The sequence below is a fragment of the Pontiella desulfatans genome (assembly GCF_900890425.1).
Taxonomy (GTDB): Bacteria; Verrucomicrobiota; Kiritimatiellia; order Kiritimatiellales; family Pontiellaceae; genus Pontiella; species Pontiella desulfatans.
On record NZ_CAAHFG010000004.1, the window covers coordinates 85900 to 105486 of the forward strand.

Below are 19587 nucleotides of genomic sequence, written 5' to 3' on the forward strand. Positions count from 1 at the left end.
ACACCTAATCTCTGTTTCCCTACATTTTAAGTCCTGAATCAGAATCGCTAAACTCCATTTGGAATACGCTCAATATCCATTTTCATTCGATCCGCCGCGTCCGATAGAACATGGGAATATCGGCCGGGCTGATGACCCATGGGCTGGCGGGTTGCGGCGAGACATCCAACCATGTTTCCGACGTTAGATTTGTTGTGGATTCGAGTATGCCGCTGTATTCGAGCTGCAACTGCCCCGTCCCAATGGATTCGAGTTGCACATGGGCGGAGGAGTCAATCATGACGGCATAAACGTTGCCGCCTGATCCAAAAGCATCCGTTGTAATGAGCGCCATGGCTTTCCCCTGAGAAGCACTCAAACCGGTGATAAAATCCATTGCACCCGCAACATCCGGGGAGGAGTCGATCACGAACGGGGACCCGAGCATATTCCCATCGGAATCTACATACTGCCCGTATGAAATATCGTCCACTCCCACTCCAAAATCGCTCGCAACCCACGCAAGCAGAAAATAGTCGCCGTCGTGCGCAAGACAGTGACCAACAGACATCTCGTTTAATGCATCGGACACCAAGTCCAGCTCGGGGCCGACTAACGTACCGTTCGGTAGCACCATTCGACCCTTCAGGTCAATATTCCCTCCTGTATGACTCCAAGCCGTCATAAAACGGCCGTCGCCGTATGCAACATTCAGACTCTCATAATAGAGTGAAGACGAGCCGAGCGTCAGTGTGCTGCCCATTGTCCCGTCAGATGAAACCAGCCTGCACTGAGGAAGGCTGTTCCCGTCCGAGCTTGTCATCCACCCCACAAGGTACTGTCCGCCGCCATAAGCCACCGACGCAATATCGTTAGCGAATGAGATTTCAACTTGAGAACCCAACGCACCGGAGGAGGAAACAAACCGCCCCTCTGTGCCTCCCCAATCAGTCCAGATCACAAAGAAATTTGTTCCATCGGAGGCAACATCGGGAAGATATTTATCCCCATCGAACGAAATGGCAAAAGCGCTGCCGACCAGCGTTCCCACTGTACTGATAAACTGACCGTAAACTTTGCCGCCGGACGCATGATCCACCCATACCATTAGGTATTTCCCCCCGCCAAAGGCCACAAACGGGGCTCTAAAGGGGGGAAGGTCGCCATCCGTAGGTGTGTGAATGAGTCGCCCGGTTTGGATCAAAGAGCCGATTATTAGGCCATCAGAAGACATCAACTGAGCGCAGGCTTCATCTGCATTGCCGGAAGAGCCCCGGACTGCCACCAGCCAATTGCTCCCATCGGTGGCGGTAGATTCCGAAAACTCATGCACCACCGTATCTGCGACCGGGATCAAGGCGCTGACGACACGACCCTGCACCTGTCCGATAGAAACCACGAATAAACCAACCGATACCGCCAGACGAACTTTCCCCTTCATCCCGAACCTCCCTATATGGCCTTACCTATAACTGGATACGCAGCAACCCATGGAACCTTTCACGACTTAGCTACTTATTTTTCTGTTTTGGTATCTAGGAAGGGGGTACGGGAAAACGCCTATGAAACAACGCACTTCCCCGCAAAACCATACCGCACCTCCCGATGATACGGGACAACGGTATCAGAAGATTATGACTACGACAAGGAATGCGATTCCCTTATTAAGACCGGCGCAAAATAATACATTATATATTTGATCATGATGTAGGAGATTCGAGATCATGCAGCAGGGTGCTTGGAAACATCATTCGAATACCGATCTATTCGCTTTGGTGCTCCGGCCCTCTCAGGTGCCGGCGGCTGAATAGATGATTTATGTCCCGTATGCCCAACAGATCCCACTTTGTAAACCGCGCGCCGAATTCGGTGAACGTCCTTAGCCGGAACCGATAGTATAAAGTACTAAATTCTATCCGTGATTTATATTGAATGCCTCCGAAAAGGGCGTAAGTAAAGTTCCAGTACAGATGGATTAAAGGAATCTGAGATAATCTAAAACAATCTTCTGCAAATGTGTAATCTTCTAGAGAAGCTGATATTGGAAGAAGTCGGGGGGAAGAATACCGCGATTCATGCATACGACGGCATCATTTGGAAGATTCGCACTGGTTTCCTGACTTTGCTGTTTGTGGGCTGGTCGGTACTGCTGAAATCCATCGCCGATGATCCTGGGCAGCCGATTAATCGACTTGGGATCCTGTGCATCGCCATGCTGGTCTTCAGTTTGTGCTTGGCGTTGGGCGCATGGCTTGTGGACATAAACTACCTCCATCGCAAATACCGGGTCATTCTGGCCTTGAACTCACTCACAGACAAAATCAAGGCGTCACCGGATGATTTGAGCTCCATACCTAATCGTTTGCTGCAAGTTTCGGGGGACAGTAGCGATAATCCCTATAAATGCGAGGGCTACAAACTGGCTTACAGGACAAGTCTGGGTGTGTTTTTCCTGCCCCCATTAATATTGTCTGTTGCCGCGGCTGTCATCATTTGCTTTGCGGGAAACGGCACTGCCCCACTTAAACCAAACACATCAACGACACCATCCCAAATGGAGACAATGAATACGTCGGGGAACATGATCGATACGAACCACACATAGGAGGCAGAAAAAATGAACCTTTTTAGTGATCTTATTGAGGTGCTCAGCAAAGTCTGCAAGGGACTGAAGGTATTGACCGATTTAACCAAGAAAGAACGTGAAAAATATCGGGATGTACTGGATGAGACATATCGCCTGATCGACACGACGCTCAATATGGTGATTATCCGTTTGGGCGACATTCTTCAAGAGGAAGACGATGTCTTTCTGAAAGGGGTCGAAGGCTTGGGCAATTATGATGACTGGATGAAAGCTGAACGCGAGTTCCGCCTGTGCAAGAGCCTCCGCGCAGCAGTTCGTGAAACCGAAACAATAAGAGACAAGCTCGCGGGGAAAATCAGTACTGCAGATTGGGATGCATTGCTAGGGCTGATGAATAATGTGCTTTGCACCGAAGGCGCGGTTGCGGGCTATATGTGCGATAAGTTTTGGGAGCTTTCCGACTCAGCCTATCAATCAGCCGATCTGGCTAATCTTAGAACGGGGGTAACCGATCTCCGCACAACGCTTGTCAAGGAACGGCAACAGCTTATCAAACAGGAAACTGAACTGTACGACATCCTATAGCAGAATATTGTTTTCTCTAGGTTGGCATGGTTGCAATACAGGATAAAGGGTTCGGGGCCATGGGAAAGCAATCATCGTCGGAAATCGAACACTGCACCGATATTCTGGAGAAAACACGGGGATTGTTGGTGATCTCGGGTGCTGGGATCTCCGCCGAAAGCGGCATACCCACTTACCGCGGCCCCGGTGGCATCTACGAGAATAACCCCGGACTACCACCGATGCTCAGCGCGGAAGGGCTGGCCAAAGATCCCGACCGCATCTGGAACCATTTCAACGAACTCCGCACACTCGTTGCCGGAGCGCAACCCAACCCGGCACACCGCATCCTGGCAAAATGGGAAACCGAACAACGTTTCCCCCGAATGCTGATAGCCACGCAAAACATTGATGGACTGCACCAGAAGGCCGGCAGCGGGCGGGTCAGCGAGCTCCACGGCAGCATGTGGCAGATGGCCTGCCCACGCACGGTCGATTATGCGGAAGACGAACAGTTCTCGGACGATTTTTCCGAAATGATGTCATCCGGAGGAAACGCCGACATCCTGCGGCGCTGGAGCGAGGAGAATAACCGCACCATCTGGAACGATCACCAAGTTCCGTTCTCCACCATTCCGCCCTACACCGATCCGGCAATTCGCCCCAACGTGCTCTTCTTCAACGAAGATTACGGAAACCGCCTCCTTTGGGTGGAGGACTTCATCCGGAAAGGCGTGGATACGGTGCTCGTAGTCGGCTGTTCCGGCGGAGTTGCCGTTCTGGATCGCCTGCTCAGACAATGCCGCAAAGAGAATCCCGCCTGCTCGATCATCAACATTAATCCCCACCAGGACTGCATTGAACACGCCCATACCTTCATTCATATGCAAGCCGGTTCTGCCATGGAACAAATCCAAACCTGCCTGAAATGAAAACCCCCCTACCCATTTTCACCGAAGAGAAAAATCTTATGGAACTCGAAGACGAGGGCCGCACCTTCCTGCTCCAGCCCAACACCGCCGAGTCCTGGAAGGCGATGAAGGCCAAAGCCGCAAGCGACGGCATCCATCTATATATGGTCTCCGCCTTTCGCAGCATCGAACGCCAATCCCAAATCATCGAAAACAAAAAGGCCAAGGGTATCCCGGACGACGAAATCTATGCCGTGAGCGCTCCGCCCGGTCGTAGTGAGCACCACACCGGCCGCGCCATCGACCTCAACACCGTCGATTGCCCCGTGTTGGAAGAAGAATTCGAAGACACGCCGGCCTTCGAATGGTTGCGGGAAAATGCCGCCAGCTTTGGTTTCACCCTTAGTTACCCGCGCAATAATCCATACGGAATCGCCTACGAACCTTGGCACTGGAAATTTAGAGGGAACCAAGCATTCGAGACAGCTCGTCAAAGTACCGAATCGGAACCACGATGAATCCGATGATCACCAGCACATGGTAATACTTGCAAAACCTGTCGAAAAATCGGGGCTTTGACCTCAGCAAAAAGGGCCGAACAAACAGCGTTGATCTTGGGCCTGTGGCCCGCGCCCCTCTCGACATATTCTACAACTACATGACACATTACACGAATGCACACTAAACCACTGATCGAAACTTTTAGATTCTGACCATGGTGGCTTGTTTGTTCGAAACAACTGTGGCAGAAGTAAAAATATAAAGAAACATGTCGCCTTGTATTCAAAGAATAGACATAGCGCATTTTATTAAGAGGTTCTTGCCTAAAGGAGTATGACAGCCATGAAACTATTAAATGCATTATCTCATACACCATTACTGAAGCCTGGATCAGAGCTCTCCAAGAAGTTCATCCTGATGCTATCACTACTGGCATTTTTCGTCTCTTATGCCCAAGCAACCGATGTTTCCGGCACGATCATCAGTGACACGACTTGGGAGCCCGCAGGCTCTCCATATGTACTAAGCGGAACAATTCGCATCTACCAGAACGCCACGCTAACCATCCTTCCCGGCACGGTCATTGACGGTGCGGCAGGTTCTTTGACCGTTGGCTACGACAGCTACAGTACGTCATCCCTTCGGGCCGGAACCCTGGATGCAGACGGCGCCACCTTTCTCGACTCCGCCACCGCGATCAGCGTGGAGGATAACGGCTCAGCATTGTTGAGCGGTTGCGAGTTCCGCGACACGAACACCCAGAGCTCCTACCCCATCTACTCCGAGGGCAGCCTCTCCTTGGACGGCTGCACAGTCACCAACTATACCTATCCCGTATACTGGAACCTCAATGACGTGAACGACCTTTCGTTCTCCGGGGCCAACGACTTCGCGGGATGCGGCTCCGACGGCCCCTATGTCGGAGGCAGCATCATCACGGACATGACCTTCTCGCCGACCGCGACCCAGAACCGGACCTATTTTCTTAGCGGCACGGTTCGAATCTACCAAAACGCCACGCTAACGATCCTTCCCGGAACGGTCGTCGACGGCACATCGGATTCGTTGATTGTTGGATACGACAGCTTCGGTACGTCGTCCCTTCGCCCCGGCTATCTCAACGCCGACGGCGCAATCTTTCTGGACGACAGCATCGCGGTCAACGTGGAAGACAGCGGCACCGCGGTGCTGGCCAACTGCGAGTTCCGCGACACGAACACCCAGAGCTCCTACCCCATCTACTCCGAGGGCAGCCTCTCCTTCGACGGCTGCACAGTCACCAACTACACCTATCCCGTGTACTGGTACCTCAATGACGTAAACAACCTTTCTTTCTCCGGGGCCAACGACTTCAACGGGTGCAGCTCCGACGGCCCCTATGTCGGAGGCAGCATCATCACGGACATGACTTTCTCGCCGGCCGCAACACAGAACCGGACCTATTTTCTTAACGGCACGGTTCGAATCTACCAAAACGCCACGCTAACGATCCTTCCCGGAACGGTCGTCGACGGCACATCGGATTCGTTGATTGTTGGATACGACAGCTTCGGTACGTCGTCCCTTCGCCCCGGCTATCTCAACGCCGACGGCGCAACCTTTCTGGACGACAGCACCGCGGTCAACGTGGAAGAAAGCGGCACCGCGGTGCTGGCCAGCTGCGAGTTCCGCGACACGGGCAGCCGGAGCTCCTACCCCATCTACTCCGAGGGCAGCCTCTCCTTCGACGGCTGCACAGTCACCAACTACACCTATCCCGTGTACTGGTACCTCAATGACGTAAACAACCTTTCTTTCTCCGGGGCCAACGACTTCAACGGGTGCAGCTCCGACGGCCCCTATGTCGGAGGCAGCATCATCACGGACATGACTTTCTCGCCGGCCGCAACACAGAACCGGACCTATTTTCTTAACGGCACGGTTCGAATCTACCAAAACGCCACGCTAACGATCCTTCCCGGAACGGTCGTCGACGGCACATCGGATTCGTTGATTGTTGGATACGACAGCTTCGGTACGTCGTCCCTTCGCCCCGGCTATCTCAACGCCGACGGCGCAACCTTTCTGGACGACAGCACCGCGGTCAACGTGGAAGAAAGCGGTACCGCGGTGCTGGCCAGCTGCGAGTTCCGCGACACGGACAGCCGGAGCTCCTACCCCATCTACTCCGAGGGCAGCCTCTCCTTCGACGGCTGCACAGTCACCAACTACACCTATCCCGTGTACTGGTACCTCAATGACGTAAACAACCTTTCTTTCTCCGGGGCCAACGACTTCAACGGGTGCAGCTCCGACGGCCCCTATGTCGGAGGCAGCATCATCACGGACATGACTTTCTCGCCGGCCGCAACACAGAACCGGACCTATTTTCTTAACGGCACGGTTCGAATCTACAAAAACGCCACGCTAACCATCCTCCCCGGAACGGTCATCGACGGCACATCGGATTCATTGATTGTTGGATACGACAGCTACGGCACGTCGTCCCTTCGCCCCGGCTATCTCAACGCCGACGGCGCAACCTTTCTGGACGACAGCACCGCGGTCAACGTGGAAGACAGCGGCACCGCGGTGCTGGCCAACTGCGAGTTTCGCGACACGGGCAGCCGGAGCACCTACCCCATCTTCTCCGAGGGAAACCTCTCGCTTGACAGCTGCACTGTCACCAACTATTCCTATCCCGTGCAGTGGAATTCAGGAAACCTTCAGACCTCCGTGTCCTGCGATTTTACCGACTGCACGTACGACGCAATTACAGTTGGTGCCAGCATGGTTGATGACTGGACATGGCACCCTGGCGCGACAGGAGGCCGCCCCATAAAGCTTCGCCAAACATTTACGATCAACGGCGGTGCGACATTAACCATCGAGCCGGGACTAACTGTAGATTGTGGCTCTAGCTATCTGAAAGTGGGATCATCCTCGGCAGGAGCACTGAATGCCATTGGCGTATTGTTTACCAGCAGCGCCTCACAAACATACCTGGTGTATCTGGATGACACCGGCGATGCCTATTTCCGGAACTGCCGATTCAACCATACCGGCTCCGTCGATGAGGCCATCAGGAACTATCGAGGACAACTCAATGTGCAGTATTGCAACCTTGAAGGGTTTGATACCGCCATTCACATCCTCTCCGGCACCACCACCACTACCCTCTGCAACAAGACTGATTTTTCGGGGAATACGAGCTACGCAATTAATAACGAAGGAACTGCAGAAGTTGACGCGAGCCAGTGCTACTGGGGTGCTGCCTCCGGCCCGGGGCCTGTCGGTACCGGTGACCCGGTAACCTTCAACATAGACTACGGCGAATTTTCAACCACGCCCTGCAGCGGAGGGGTGTTTGTCTTTTTTACCAACAACCTGCCGGCAGGTACTGCGCCAGGTGCCATCATGCTTGACTTTGCAGTAGATGGATCCGGCAATGTCGCACTTGACGCTTCAACGACATCAACGAATCACGATGTCATTGCCGCCGTAGATGCCTGGGATGGTTTTGCTGGCTACACAGGTTATACGCCCTCCTACGGAACCAGCTTCTTCATCGACATAACGGGCAGTGGCGACCTGCATTTGACAGATCAGGGAGACCACGGTGGACTGGGAGTTCAGGGAATGGATCAGAATAAGCTCGATGATCCGGGCAGTGAAGAGATCTACGCATCGCTGGATGCGTCCTATGCCCACGGACTGAATATTCTTAGCATGAGCTGGACTGATTGCAGCGGTGGAGAAGGAGTTCAGAGGGCACAACTGGATGCGTCCGCGAGAACCTATATCTATCCCATCGATATGCCGGAATCCAATGGAACATGGGATGTATCTGATTCGAATATTGTGGTGGTTGCCGGAGAAAGCCTTACCTTCGGCAACGATCATTCCTACATCAACAGCAACCCAGGATACGTCCTTGCCGGCTTCTCCTTCAATATCCAGTCGACAATGTTCGAGATTTGGGCGTCAGACCACGGCCTGTACGGCGAGGATGCTACGACGGATGCGGATCCGGATGGCGATGGACTCGACAACCAGGGAGAATTCAATGCAGGAACGGATCCAACCAATTCCGATGGTGACGGCGATGGCATTGCAGATGGAATTGAGGTCGAGCTCGGTATGGATCCCACAACAGCAGCGTTCGCAATCGGTTTGCCAATCAATCTTTATTCTGCGAATTGGTGGGATTCGAGCAACTCACTTCAAGTGGCCTGGCAGACAAGTCCCGGTTTTCGCTATGAGCTTCAGGCTTCAACCAACCTGTTCGATTGGTTCCCGGTTGAAGGCTACCCTGCCCTATCTTTGCGATATGCCGACTCATATGCCTTCAATGTAACTGAGAAAGCCGAATTTTACCGAGTAGTACAGTATGATGTCGAGCCCCCGGAAATTGATTCGTATTACCCTGCCGATGGAGGCTATGCCATTCCCCGGTTTGACACGATTTCCGTTGCGCTCAACGATTCCTCAGGAATCGACACTAACAGCATTCACCTGTCAGTTGGAGGCATTGGCACTTTTTCACTGGAAGATGCCCAGCTTTCCTACGGGAACGGCGTATTAACTTTTGATGGAGGTGGCGATGATGCATTGGGCTATTACGGAGAAGAGATCGTTGTTTCACTGATCGCCGCCGATGTCTTAGGGCAGGCAATGACCAATACGTGGTCGTTTGATCTGGAATTGGATTCCGTGGTCGATACCAACTTGTTTGTCTTTGGTTCTCCGGACGCCCAACGCTCAGGCCAACAAATCGGCTCCATTCCAACTCGAATTATCGCCGAGAAGATGGCGGGCGGTCCAATCCGGATGTCCGGCACTGCTGATTCATGGATGCTGGAACGAGTTGAACCAGGTGCTCTTGTGATTTCATACACCGGGCAGGCTCCCCTTTTTGCGATCGGCACAAAACTCGCCAATCTTACACCAGAGAGCGAGGAAGAAATATTCTACCGGGAAATTACCGGTATTTCCGATGATTCCGCCAATCAGTTATTAACACTATCCACAACGGAGATTACACTTACCGATATTGTCATGGATGGCACGATGGGCATCAGTGATAGCTCCGTACTGCTGGAACCAGATTTCAACGGAAACTTCACGAAGGCAATTGCAATAGAAAATATCGTGCAATTTAACGATGTGGGATTTTCCTTGGACGGATCTACGTACACAGTAAACCAAGCGGGAAAATATGAAGCATACCTGACGACTGGAAATGAGGAAATGACGGTCTGGAACAGTGGCCATGAATACATCGTTGATGGAGAAGTGGTCAGCTCAGCGGGCAGCATGCATGCTGATAATTGGGATGCTGTAAGCATTCAATTCCACGCTGACAGGCTCCATTTTCTACTTACTCCGAAACTAGTTACGAGACTACAAATCCGAGGTGGAGAACTGGAACGCTTTCTAGCAAAGGCCGTAGCAAATATTGATGCGGCGGCGGTATGTACTCTTGAGCTTTCAGCTCAATTTACCGACACCATCCAAGTGTTCGAGTTGCCGGAAAAGGCAAAACCGTCGGGGTGGCTATACCTAGGAAGCATTGGAGGATTCCTCCCGGTTTATGCCAAGATCCAACTAGGCATGACGGTCGATGCGGATTATGTGGCAGGGGGCTCTTTAACAATTCAAGGAGGTGTCGAGCTACCTATGGAAGCCGAATTTGGACTGAATTATAATTATGGTGAGTTTAAGGCCATCTCTGATTTTAGTGTCTCTACCGGGATCGTTCCCTTTGAAAACAGGCAGGAAATAACGCTTGGTGCCGGCTTAACGCTAAATCCCAGAGTTGAAATGCTGGTGTATGGCCTGGCTGGCTTGTCAACGGGTCCTAGCGTGCGCGGTGGATTCCGAATTGGAAACAGCAATGTTGAGGAGGAGTGGCGTGGATACGTCGATGCTAATGCCGCCTGGGTGTTAGAGACGGCCGGGATTGCTTTTGAAAGTCTCGGGTGGTCGGCCAATCTCTACGAGAACAATTGGAGCTGGAAAATCTTCCCGGATGATGAATTGGAGTTTACCAAGCAACCTGAGTCCATCACTGTAGTTAAAGGAGATGATGCCGGTTTCGACTGCATTACATCACCATTTGAGGGAGTGGAATACAATTGGTTCCAGAGGCTCTATAAGCACGAGTATGGATCGCCCCTATACAACAACTCCGAAGATTCTGCCTTCGTCATCCCAAACACCTCGAAAATGAGCCCCGGTTATTACTATGTTGAGGCGGAAATGGGCGAACAACGCATCACATCCGATGAAGCAATCCTAACCGTTCGTAGCGGTGATATGATCATGGTCTTTGTTGATGAAGCCGACAGTGTATATTACCCTAGCGGCACAGATAATTGGGATGCCGATGTAGAATGGTGGGCTGACCTCGTTAAAAAATATGGAGAGCCTGAACACGCTGCAGTCTATGAGGTTTCCGGCGATACGAGTGGCGACATTTTTCCGATTGGGCAAACAACATATCCATCAGGAATTGATAGTAGCTCAATTGCACGGAACCCTGCCTTTGAGCACTTGGTTTCTGCATACAACAGTTGTAAAGGCGGAAGTAATGAACTGCACCCTCGTGAAGTTGTTATCTGTATTGATACCTCCGGATCGATGACTCGTGTGGATATGGCTCCCGGTATAGATGAGTTTGAGGCATGGCTTGATAACGGAGGAACGAATGTGCCTGACCCTAACAACCCACTCGAACCGATTAAATGGCGCGAAGTTCATTTTGCTAATGAACGTTGGCTAAATCTGACGTGTGAGTGGTATAGGGACTATCGATTGCAACAGACAGGTGAGGTACTCGATGCATCAACATCCCAGTCTATACTTTCATCCGATTTTCAAATACCGGCCGATGCACAACAATAAGGATAAAGCTATTGAACATGCTTTGCCTTCTCAGGGTGGTTAAGATGCCAGCTATGCGGGTTATATATATTGTGTCGCTGCTCCTTCTGGCACCGCATGTATACGCGATCCTCGCAGGGGGGGAATTCTCTCTCCCCGATGATTCGCCATCCAGCCGCCTCGATACTGTGGATAGATATAGCTATGTAGGAGCTCTCGACATCTTGGCCGGCGGTTATAACTATCGTGGATCGGCAGTGGCGCTCTCAGAAAATTGGGTTCTGACGGCAGGGCACAATGTTGATTTCAATGACGATGGCTTAGTGGACGATGGGCTTGGCGTTGATCTTCATCTGCCGGGCTACGGTGTGTATACTCCCAGCAGTTACAGTATCCATCCTGATTTTACAGGTTTTTCCAATCCATCCATCCATCACGACCTTTCGCTGCTCTATTTTGACGATCCGTTGCCTGATCTTCTTTTTCCAACTCTTGGTGATTCCCTGGCACAGGATGCGACCGCAACGCTGGTCGGTTACGGCCGCTCCGGCTACGGCAGCTATGGGTACACCACATCGGCCTCACTTACAGACAGGCGCATTGGCTACAATGTGATTGATGATTTTCAGACCTCCGGGGACGGCATACTTTTTCGGTATGACTTTGATGATCCAAATACCGGGGACGGTTTAGGAAACAATATTGAAACCATCATTGGCCCGGGGGACTCCGGCGGCCCATTACTGGTCGGTGATTCACTGGTTGGACTAAATACCTTTACCGAAGGCTACGGAGGACTTTTCGGCGACATCGGCGGCGGAATATCTCTCAACAACGAGTGGGAGTGGATTGCCTCCACCACCGGGCTGACGGTGCCTGAGCCATCTAGCGTACTGCTGCTTGGAGTTGGAGTCATTACGGTTTATCTCTGTGGTCGCAAGAAATGAGGCGCTGTTTTCATTAAACCACTCCCCTTCACGGTTCATCATCCTCCACCGGAATCAACCGAGGTCCGACATCCCCGAAATTCTGTTCCAGGACTTCCTTTCCATCCGCACGCACCAGGAAAGTTCCATACCGCGGGTGCCGATCACGGACTTCATCCTGATTCATATCTGCACATTCACCTAATCATTACTGCCAACCTAGACTTTATTCCTATCTAGTTCTGAATCAAGCGGGTTCTGATAAACGCCGCGTTGTTGCTGGTGCCGGCACTGCCGGAATAGACCGGCGTCCAACTTTGCAAGTCGGTGCTGGTTTCCACCAATATCTCAACATCACCATTGTTGTCATCGGGTACCCATCGTAGCTGTCGAGTAACCTAGCCAATCCCTCTCGATTATTCCGTGTTAAGAAATCCGCCCCGAAAAAATGATCATCCTTAATCCTGCCCGTAGCCATGAGTGCGCCTCTAATTACGCATACGACCTGCGTGAGCAATTCAAAGTTGGATGCAATCTGGTGACCATATCCTGACTCCTGCTCTTCCCGGTCACTCGGTTGAGTATAACTCAGGATTTCCAGCTTGGCGTCATAAAGCTCTCGCACCGTTGCCAAGTGAATGAGCTGCAACTGGTGCTGTTGAATGAAATCCTCCAGGTGCTCGTTAATATCCATGGCAAGTATGGTGAGCATGTATGTTTCCGTCGCATTTCCCCGATGAGCCCCGCTGTTCTTCCTGTCTCTTTGGCTCTTGTCGGCACCAATGGTCTGGGGGCGCCAAAAGTCGCAGCGCTGCATGTCGGAACATGAATAGGCATTCAGAAGGTATTCGTCCACTGAGCCGCAACAGGAAAAGCGGCCCGCGATCCAGGTAGCCCATTCCTTCGGTGTTTTTTTCTCCTCCAACTTGTGCTCGATCGATTTCATTTGCTTCTTCCTGATCATTGCATACCTGCCAGTTCTTCAAGTTGTTCCAATCGCTTCTCCAGATCATCGACAGACTTCAGCTTAAACACCATATCCAGAAGATCTCGGGCTGCCGCCCGACGAACCGTCGGCTTATCCGACTCCAGCAAATCAATCAAGGTGTCCACCGCCTTCTGCATATGCGAAAGCAGGTTGCTCATCGCCGCGTCAGCCAGAGCCATCTGGCGGGAGCGGAGTTCATCACGGAATGGTTTCGATTCCTGGAGCCAGCGATAAATCTGCTTCGCCGACACCCGCGCCTCTTGCGCCGCCTGGGCAACACAGGAGTTGCTGATCAGGAAGGGCAGCACCCGCAACTGATTTTCACTCAAATCTGAGACATTTCTGGACATTATTACCCTCGGCTCGACTTGCATGGTATCCGATTAAATACAATCTGTTATAACGCGCGACCAACGGGAGGCATTCGTGTTGCGGCTGCATTCTTATTGGCCCTGATTTTAGCCGCTATGGAGAGAAGTGTATCTTGCTCAAATGCATAATGTTTATCCGCCCCAATGATGACCGGACAAGTCGCGGCCGCCTCAATCAACGCAATGTGGAGTATTGAAGATTCGGGACCATCATTAAACACACCTCTCTCTTCTGGCATATGCTGCAAAACGAAGCCGTGAAGTACGATTATACGGGTTACTACCGACATTACATAAGTTTTATCATCAAACCCGTATTCTCGAACGACAGATCCGCAAACAAGCACCATCATCCGGATACGGAATTCACTGTGCTCTGCCGGCGTCATATCATCCCAGTGCTTGGGAAGACCCTTGTTTAAATCACCCCAAGCAATGCTGCTCATCCGGCGGAACTCGACAGGTTCAACTTCGATTTGAGTGTCTACAGATTCTTCCATTATACTTTCTCCATTCATTTTAGTTCACGTCTTTCCATCCAGCTAGATCCGCCTCTAAATCCATCAGCTTTTCAAACAGCACCGAAGCATCGCAGTCGAACGGTTTCTGGTCATGCCGCTTCTGCTCCTGGATATCCTCCACAAACTCCACCAACACCCGCCGCACCTTATCGTCCGCCGCACTCGCGCCACCCGCCGCTATATTGATCCGGCCCAGCGCATACTTGAACAGGCTTTCCTGCCCGCCCTCCTCCTTGGCCGGGTTCGGCGGCTTGCCGTCCGGCGCAAGGTACAACATCCCGTCAATCAGGTCGCAATCGTGTACATGCACCGACCGGAACTCCACCAACTCATCCTTCGTACGCCGCGGGTGCGGATGCGTTCCATCCACCCAGCCCCGGTACACCTTACCCGACAACGACCGGTCGAAACCGCCCAGGCGTTGGTTTCGCCGCGCACGTCTCTTTCCGCCCGGCGTCGGAACTACCGCCGGCAGCCCGGCTACCCCGCCGCCCGACTTTCTACCTGCATGGCTGCCCCTGCCTTGACCAACGGGAATGGGTGGAGAATCGGGGTCAACGTGCACCTTCGGCGGCTCGCCCCCCCCCTCTCCCGCCGATGCGGTTCCTAGCCCCGCGCTAGCGGGGTTAGGGGCATCGCCCCCTATAGGATCTATAGGGATTTCAGAGAAATCCTCTCCTGCTATAGGTTCTATATCTTCTGTAGGAAAAGTCTCCGGCGCAGCCGGAGCTTCCGTCTCCTGCTCTCCTGCCTCTCCCGAACGAGGGGGGGGGCGAGCCGCCGAAGGCGGCGAGGGAAGATACTCACCCGAAACCGAAAGAACCCCGTCCTCGATCAACAATACACCGCCAGCTTCCAACAGCTCCACGATGCGCGGCATTGTCCGCACCGGACACTTCTTTAACTTTGCCCCGAGCCAATGGCACAGAGCATCCACCGTCCGGGGCTCCCCCGAACGCAAATACCAGCCAAGCAATTCTACCGATGCCGAAACGATCTCCTCGTCCGACCTCAGCGTCTTATCCTCGCTTGCACTGTTCTTCGACCGCTTCTTATCCGCCGCCCAATGCTTTAGATAAGGCCTACCCCGTTTATCGAACGACACTTCGTCGGCAGCCCGCAAGGCCGTCAGGTTCCGATCCACCGCAGCTATCCGCGACGGATTCATCCGCGCCAACCGACGCCGAACCCAATCCTTGTCCGCCTTCTGTCCCGTATCCGTGTAGACACAGCCATCACCCTTCACGCCCGCAGCATTCCGTTTCACCAGCATCTCCAACCGCGCCAGGCACGCCAATGCTCCGTCATCCAGCATCGGCATCCCCGCCTCGATCTTCCGGCGTATCGGATCCAGCGCCCAGATCACATGGTTTAGTTTTAGTTTTTTACTGCTCACCAAACATTCCTAATTATGTTCGCTCTTTATTATTGCTTTCGTACTCATCTGGGTTCCTAAACTCAGATTTCCCCATTGAATACATCGCGAACACTCCTTCCCGTGTATCTGACCGGATTGCTGAAGCCTGGATGCACCTTCAGGTAACCCTCGTACTGCAGCCGCTTCACCTGCTCATACCCAAGTTCAAGAATCCGCATAACCGTCTTCCGATCACAAATAGGTGGTATCACCACCTGCTTGACTATCGCTTTCTCGGTCGATTCAATTGTTAAATTCCGAGCCAAAAATCACCTCATTGGGACGCAACCTAGCACGCCCGCCGGGCTGCGCAAACACCCGCCCCCGTACTGTCGCCCCTGGATGGTTTCGCGATCGATTCAATTTCAAATTCCGGTCCATAATCACCTCAATTGGGGGGAACATAGCATCGTGGCGGCTCGGCTCAAACACCCGCCCCCGTACTGTCGCCCTGAGTGGTTTTGCGATCTGTTCAATTGTCAAATTCCGGGCCATAAATCGCCTCATTCGGGGAGCAACCTAGCACCGCCGCGGCCTGGTGGGAACACCCGCCCCCGTACTGTCGGAGAACTCATGGGAAACGTCTTTTCAGATCCAAATGAGTCTTCTTTTCGACACTTTTTACCGCGCCTCCAAGATAGAGCTTCCAAACTGGGTCTAAGCACTTGGTCGCCGGAAGGTCGGTAAGGATAGGGTGCAAGTGGGACTGAAAGATATTGGATGGGGAGCTCGGGCTAACCCGACACTTCAACTCTAAGCCTGAAAAGGCCAATTGCTTTTAGCGGAAAGGGAGCAATGGCCCTTTTACCCCCCGTCACCAAACCACTTGCTCTGGCTCCCACCAAGGAGAGCACACCTGAGGAAAGATTAAGTCGTATGACCGGCATATATATCGAAGTCCGTGCAAAGTACCGCAAAGCCTACAACTCCATCCGTGGCTGCTCGTACGGCAGTGTAATCCTCCCACAGATTTTCCATAACACCACCTATTAACCACCAATGAATTTATACGCTCATATTATTACATGAATCCAACTCCCGTCATCCTCGCCATACTTTAAAGGCCTGCAATTGCAGGTCTTCTTTTTGCCCGGATCTGGAGTCGCCAACCTTGAAGCAAGTCCCACAAAGGGTTTATTTCGTTTCGCATTTCCATTCCTGTGTCGCACATCCTTTTTTTCGCAGAACTGAAAAGTTTTCAGCATCATATAATTGGAATTAAGCCCTGAACGGTTCCGTAGCACGAGTGGCATGCAATCTGCTTCACTAGCCGGCGATGCATATGAACCAGTTAACCAACGAACGGGAGTAACCACTAATGAAGACCAAGATCAAACCGATAGTATCGTGGAGCATATGGGCTGGCGGCCTATCGCTCGTGATGGGTATTGTTACCCGAAACCAACTGCTCGCAGGCTTCGAAGCCGATGGCACGGGAATGAGCTTTGTCATTGCCGCCTTCTTCGGAGCCGGCCTGCTTCTTTCTTTCCGTGCCGCGAAACAGCTGCATTCCGAATGGGGAGTGCTGGCAAAAATCAGCGAGTCCAATTCGATTCCGGAATCCAAGGGGAACAAGGATCTCGCCTCGGTCTTCCAGCGGCTCCAGGAATATAAGGAAAAGGGCGAAACCGTTGATGTGTATACCGCCATCGACACCTACCACTCCAAACACAACTCCCGCGTACGTGTGGTTACGATCATGGCAGGTCTGATCATTTCCATGGGATTGCTGGGCACGGTTGTGGGATTGATCATGTCGATCTCCGGACTGGGCAGCATGGTCGAGAACATCGGCCTATCGCGCACCACGATGATGGAAGCGCTGAAGGCCACCGTATCGGGCATGGGCACCGCCTTCTACACCACCTTCTTCGGCGCCATGGGCGGCCTGATCCTGCGCGCGGTTGCGGTATCCCAGCTCAACTCCCTTTCGGAACTATGCGCGGAAGCGGCTGAATATGCCGGCAGCCACCTCGTGGCCAAGCTCGAAAGCAAGGAAGAGGAGCTCAACCAGCAGGTTTCGAAGGTTATCGACAGCTTCGGTGCCATGCAGAAGGAAATCGAATCCATTACGGTCAAGCTGACCGAATCGTTCGAAGCCACCATGAAGAGCTTCGGGAACTCGCTGACCGAAGCGGGCAACCACGCCATGGATGCCACCAAGGAATGCATCAACGGCATGACCGACCAGATGGCCGTGTTCGGCAGCGAAATCGGCAGCTCCTTCGGTACCTTCAACGAATCCATCGAGAAGGCCGGCGAAGATGTGCACGAAGCCTTTGGCACGGTGAAAGCCTCGATTGAAAAATCGGGCGAAGAGATGCACGACTCGTTTGGTGGAATCAACGCAACCCTGGCGACGTGCGGCGAAAGCGTGACCGAAGCCTTCGGCGGAATCAATGCAACCCTCGGCACCTGCGGCGAGGGCGTAAGCGAAGCCTTCGAGAGCCTCAACAGCTCCGTCCAGCAGGCAGGCGACACGGTTGCCGGCTCCCTGGCCGACTTCAAACTTTCCGTCGATGGCACTAGCCAGGAACTGAAGGGCGCGGTTGGCGAGCTGCATGGCGCCATCAGCAAGGCCACCGGCGAGATGGTCACCATGGCCAAGGCGAAGCTCGACAGCGAGGCCGTGGAAATTGCCGGGCACCTCTCGACTGCGGCCAACTCGATCCAGCAGTTCATCAGCCAGAAGACGACTCACGAAGCAACCCAGAAGGTGGCGTAATGCGTGCGGCAACCCGTCATGAAGCGCCCTCGGATTCCGAGGGCATCTATGAGTCCTTCTCGGACATGGTTCTTTGCACGGTCATCGTGTTGATCACCCTCGTGGTGGTGCTTGCCCTGAATGTGGTGGAACAGCTCAACGTCTATATCGAGCCGAACCACTTCAGCGGCGGGGCAACCCGCCCCTGGCTCTATGTCCAGGCCCAGAATGCGGACTATTCCAAGACGACGTCCGACCGCCTCGCGGTCGAGCGGGCCGTCTATGGGGGCCATCCGTTCGTGATGGTCAACCTGTTCAGCCCCTCGTCCGCCCATTCGGAAACGACCGTCAAGGACGGCCTCACCGTTTCGGCGAAGGAAGGGCAGTCGTTCCTCGGGCAGTGCGACCTCACGGCGTACAACTTCCTGCTGCTGGCGGCAGGCATCGAGCCCGGTTCGTTCCCGGTCGCCGGAAACCAGACCGCGCTCATGCTTCCGAAGTTTTCGCACAAGAGCATTTTGCTTGAGCCTGGAAAGGCCGACGGCTACGCCGCCACGCCCGACAACGAGCTGGCACTCAAGACGATGGCGATGGCCTGGCCGGTGTACGACCACCAGCTCTTCCCGCGCCGTGCGGCGAACGATTATTTGAACGCCCGTACCAAGATCTTCATCGAGGTGCTGGAGTCGGACGACGACGCACACCGCATCATGATCGGCCACAGCGTATTCACGTTGCCGCAGGACGTCGAGAACGGGCGCCTGGGTTGGCTGGCCGGCTTCTCGTCGGGTCTCACGGAGGTGGTCTATCTGGGCAAAGCCTGGAGCAGCCCCGCCGAGCACACCAACAAGCGCATCGACTTTTTCGAGAAGAGCGGATTCGCGGAAGCGGCAGAGGATTACCGCCGGTTCAGCTATCCGCAGGGCACCACTTCCGAGCAGGACAAATTGATGCGTCTGGCCACTACGGCCGGCAGCACGATGCCGGTCGAGCAGGAAGAGGAGTATGCCCGAGCGGCCGAAGCCCAGCGCAAGATCTCGGAGGCCATCGTCGATGGCTCCAGTGCCAAGGCCTATCTGCCGCCGTTGCTGGTTCATCGCGACGCCTGGAACGCCTATGCCGACTATTGCATCAAGACGGCAGTAGGCGGCACACCCCCGGAATGGCTGATGGGCGAGTTCCTCGAACCGCTCGGGTTCGACCAGGCCGTGGTTCGCGGACTTCGGCAGGATGGCTAGCCCGCTTGCGCGGGAA

14 protein-coding genes are annotated in these 19587 nt (G+C 53.4%); 8 read left to right on the top strand and 6 right to left on the bottom strand.

What is annotated here, in order from left to right:
* Positions 1 to 82: 82 nt before the first annotated feature.
* On the bottom strand, positions 83 to 1420 hold the full coding sequence (locus E9954_RS25950; protein WP_136082214.1) for a hypothetical protein: 1338 nt from the start codon (positions 1418 to 1420) through the stop codon (positions 83 to 85).
* A gap of 600 nt (positions 1421 to 2020) precedes the next feature.
* Here E9954_RS25950 and E9954_RS25955 point away from each other — a divergent pair.
* From E9954_RS25955 to E9954_RS25980, 6 genes are all read left to right on the top strand, one after another.
* Entirely contained in the window at positions 2021 to 2584 is a 564-nt protein-coding gene (locus E9954_RS25955; protein WP_136082215.1) for a hypothetical protein, read from the top strand.
* A gap of 12 nt (positions 2585 to 2596) precedes the next feature.
* The gene (locus E9954_RS25960; RefSeq protein WP_136082216.1) at positions 2597 to 3151 is read left to right on the top strand and encodes a hypothetical protein; all 555 of its coding nucleotides are present in this window, start codon (positions 2597 to 2599) and stop codon (positions 3149 to 3151) included.
* A 59-nt stretch (positions 3152 to 3210) separates the two neighbouring features.
* On the top strand, positions 3211 to 4062 hold the full coding sequence (locus E9954_RS25965; protein ID WP_168442610.1) for an SIR2 family NAD-dependent protein deacylase: 852 nt from the start codon (positions 3211 to 3213) through the stop codon (positions 4060 to 4062).
* 38 nt (positions 4063 to 4100) lie between these two features.
* On the top strand, positions 4101 to 4559 hold the full coding sequence (locus tag E9954_RS25970; RefSeq protein ID WP_222847324.1) for a M15 family metallopeptidase: 459 nt from the start codon (positions 4101 to 4103) through the stop codon (positions 4557 to 4559).
* A gap of 325 nt (positions 4560 to 4884) precedes the next feature.
* Positions 4885 to 11427, top strand: coding sequence for a hypothetical protein (locus E9954_RS25975; RefSeq protein ID WP_136082219.1), 6543 nt, complete (start codon positions 4885 to 4887; stop codon positions 11425 to 11427).
* A 17-nt stretch (positions 11428 to 11444) separates the two neighbouring features.
* On the top strand, positions 11445 to 12353 hold the full coding sequence (locus E9954_RS25980) for a trypsin-like serine protease (RefSeq protein ID WP_246046751.1): 909 nt from the start codon (positions 11445 to 11447) through the stop codon (positions 12351 to 12353).
* A gap of 226 nt (positions 12354 to 12579) precedes the next feature.
* On the opposite strand, the gene E9954_RS25985 is transcribed toward E9954_RS25980, so the two are convergent.
* From E9954_RS25985 to E9954_RS32785, 5 genes are all read right to left on the bottom strand, one after another.
* Positions 12580 to 13278: a hypothetical protein gene (locus E9954_RS25985; RefSeq protein ID WP_136082221.1), complete on the bottom strand. Its 699-nt coding sequence runs from the start codon at positions 13276 to 13278 to the stop codon at positions 12580 to 12582.
* Positions 13279 to 13292: 14 nt separating this feature from the next.
* Positions 13293 to 13670 carry a hypothetical protein gene (locus E9954_RS25990; protein ID WP_136082222.1) on the bottom strand — a complete coding sequence of 126 codons (378 nt, stop codon included), beginning with the start codon at positions 13668 to 13670 and terminating at the stop codon, positions 13293 to 13295.
* A gap of 47 nt (positions 13671 to 13717) precedes the next feature.
* The gene (locus tag E9954_RS25995; RefSeq protein WP_136082223.1) at positions 13718 to 14191 is read right to left on the bottom strand and encodes a hypothetical protein; all 474 of its coding nucleotides are present in this window, start codon (positions 14189 to 14191) and stop codon (positions 13718 to 13720) included.
* Between the two features lie 19 nt (positions 14192 to 14210).
* On the bottom strand, positions 14211 to 15608 hold the full coding sequence (locus E9954_RS26000) for a hypothetical protein (RefSeq protein WP_136082224.1): 1398 nt from the start codon (positions 15606 to 15608) through the stop codon (positions 14211 to 14213).
* A gap of 62 nt (positions 15609 to 15670) precedes the next feature.
* Positions 15671 to 15808 (bottom strand): hypothetical protein, encoded by a 138-nt coding sequence (locus E9954_RS32785; protein WP_168442611.1) that lies wholly within the window; start codon positions 15806 to 15808, stop codon positions 15671 to 15673.
* Between the two features lie 1139 nt (positions 15809 to 16947).
* Here E9954_RS32785 and E9954_RS26005 point away from each other — a divergent pair.
* Positions 16948 to 18354, top strand: coding sequence for a MotA/TolQ/ExbB proton channel family protein (locus E9954_RS26005; RefSeq protein ID WP_136082225.1), 1407 nt, complete (start codon positions 16948 to 16950; stop codon positions 18352 to 18354).
* Positions 18354 to 19571, top strand: coding sequence for a hypothetical protein (locus E9954_RS26010; protein ID WP_136082226.1), 1218 nt, complete (start codon positions 18354 to 18356; stop codon positions 19569 to 19571). The genes E9954_RS26005 and E9954_RS26010 overlap by 1 nt, the downstream gene beginning before the upstream one ends.
* Positions 19572 to 19587 lie beyond the last annotated feature (16 nt).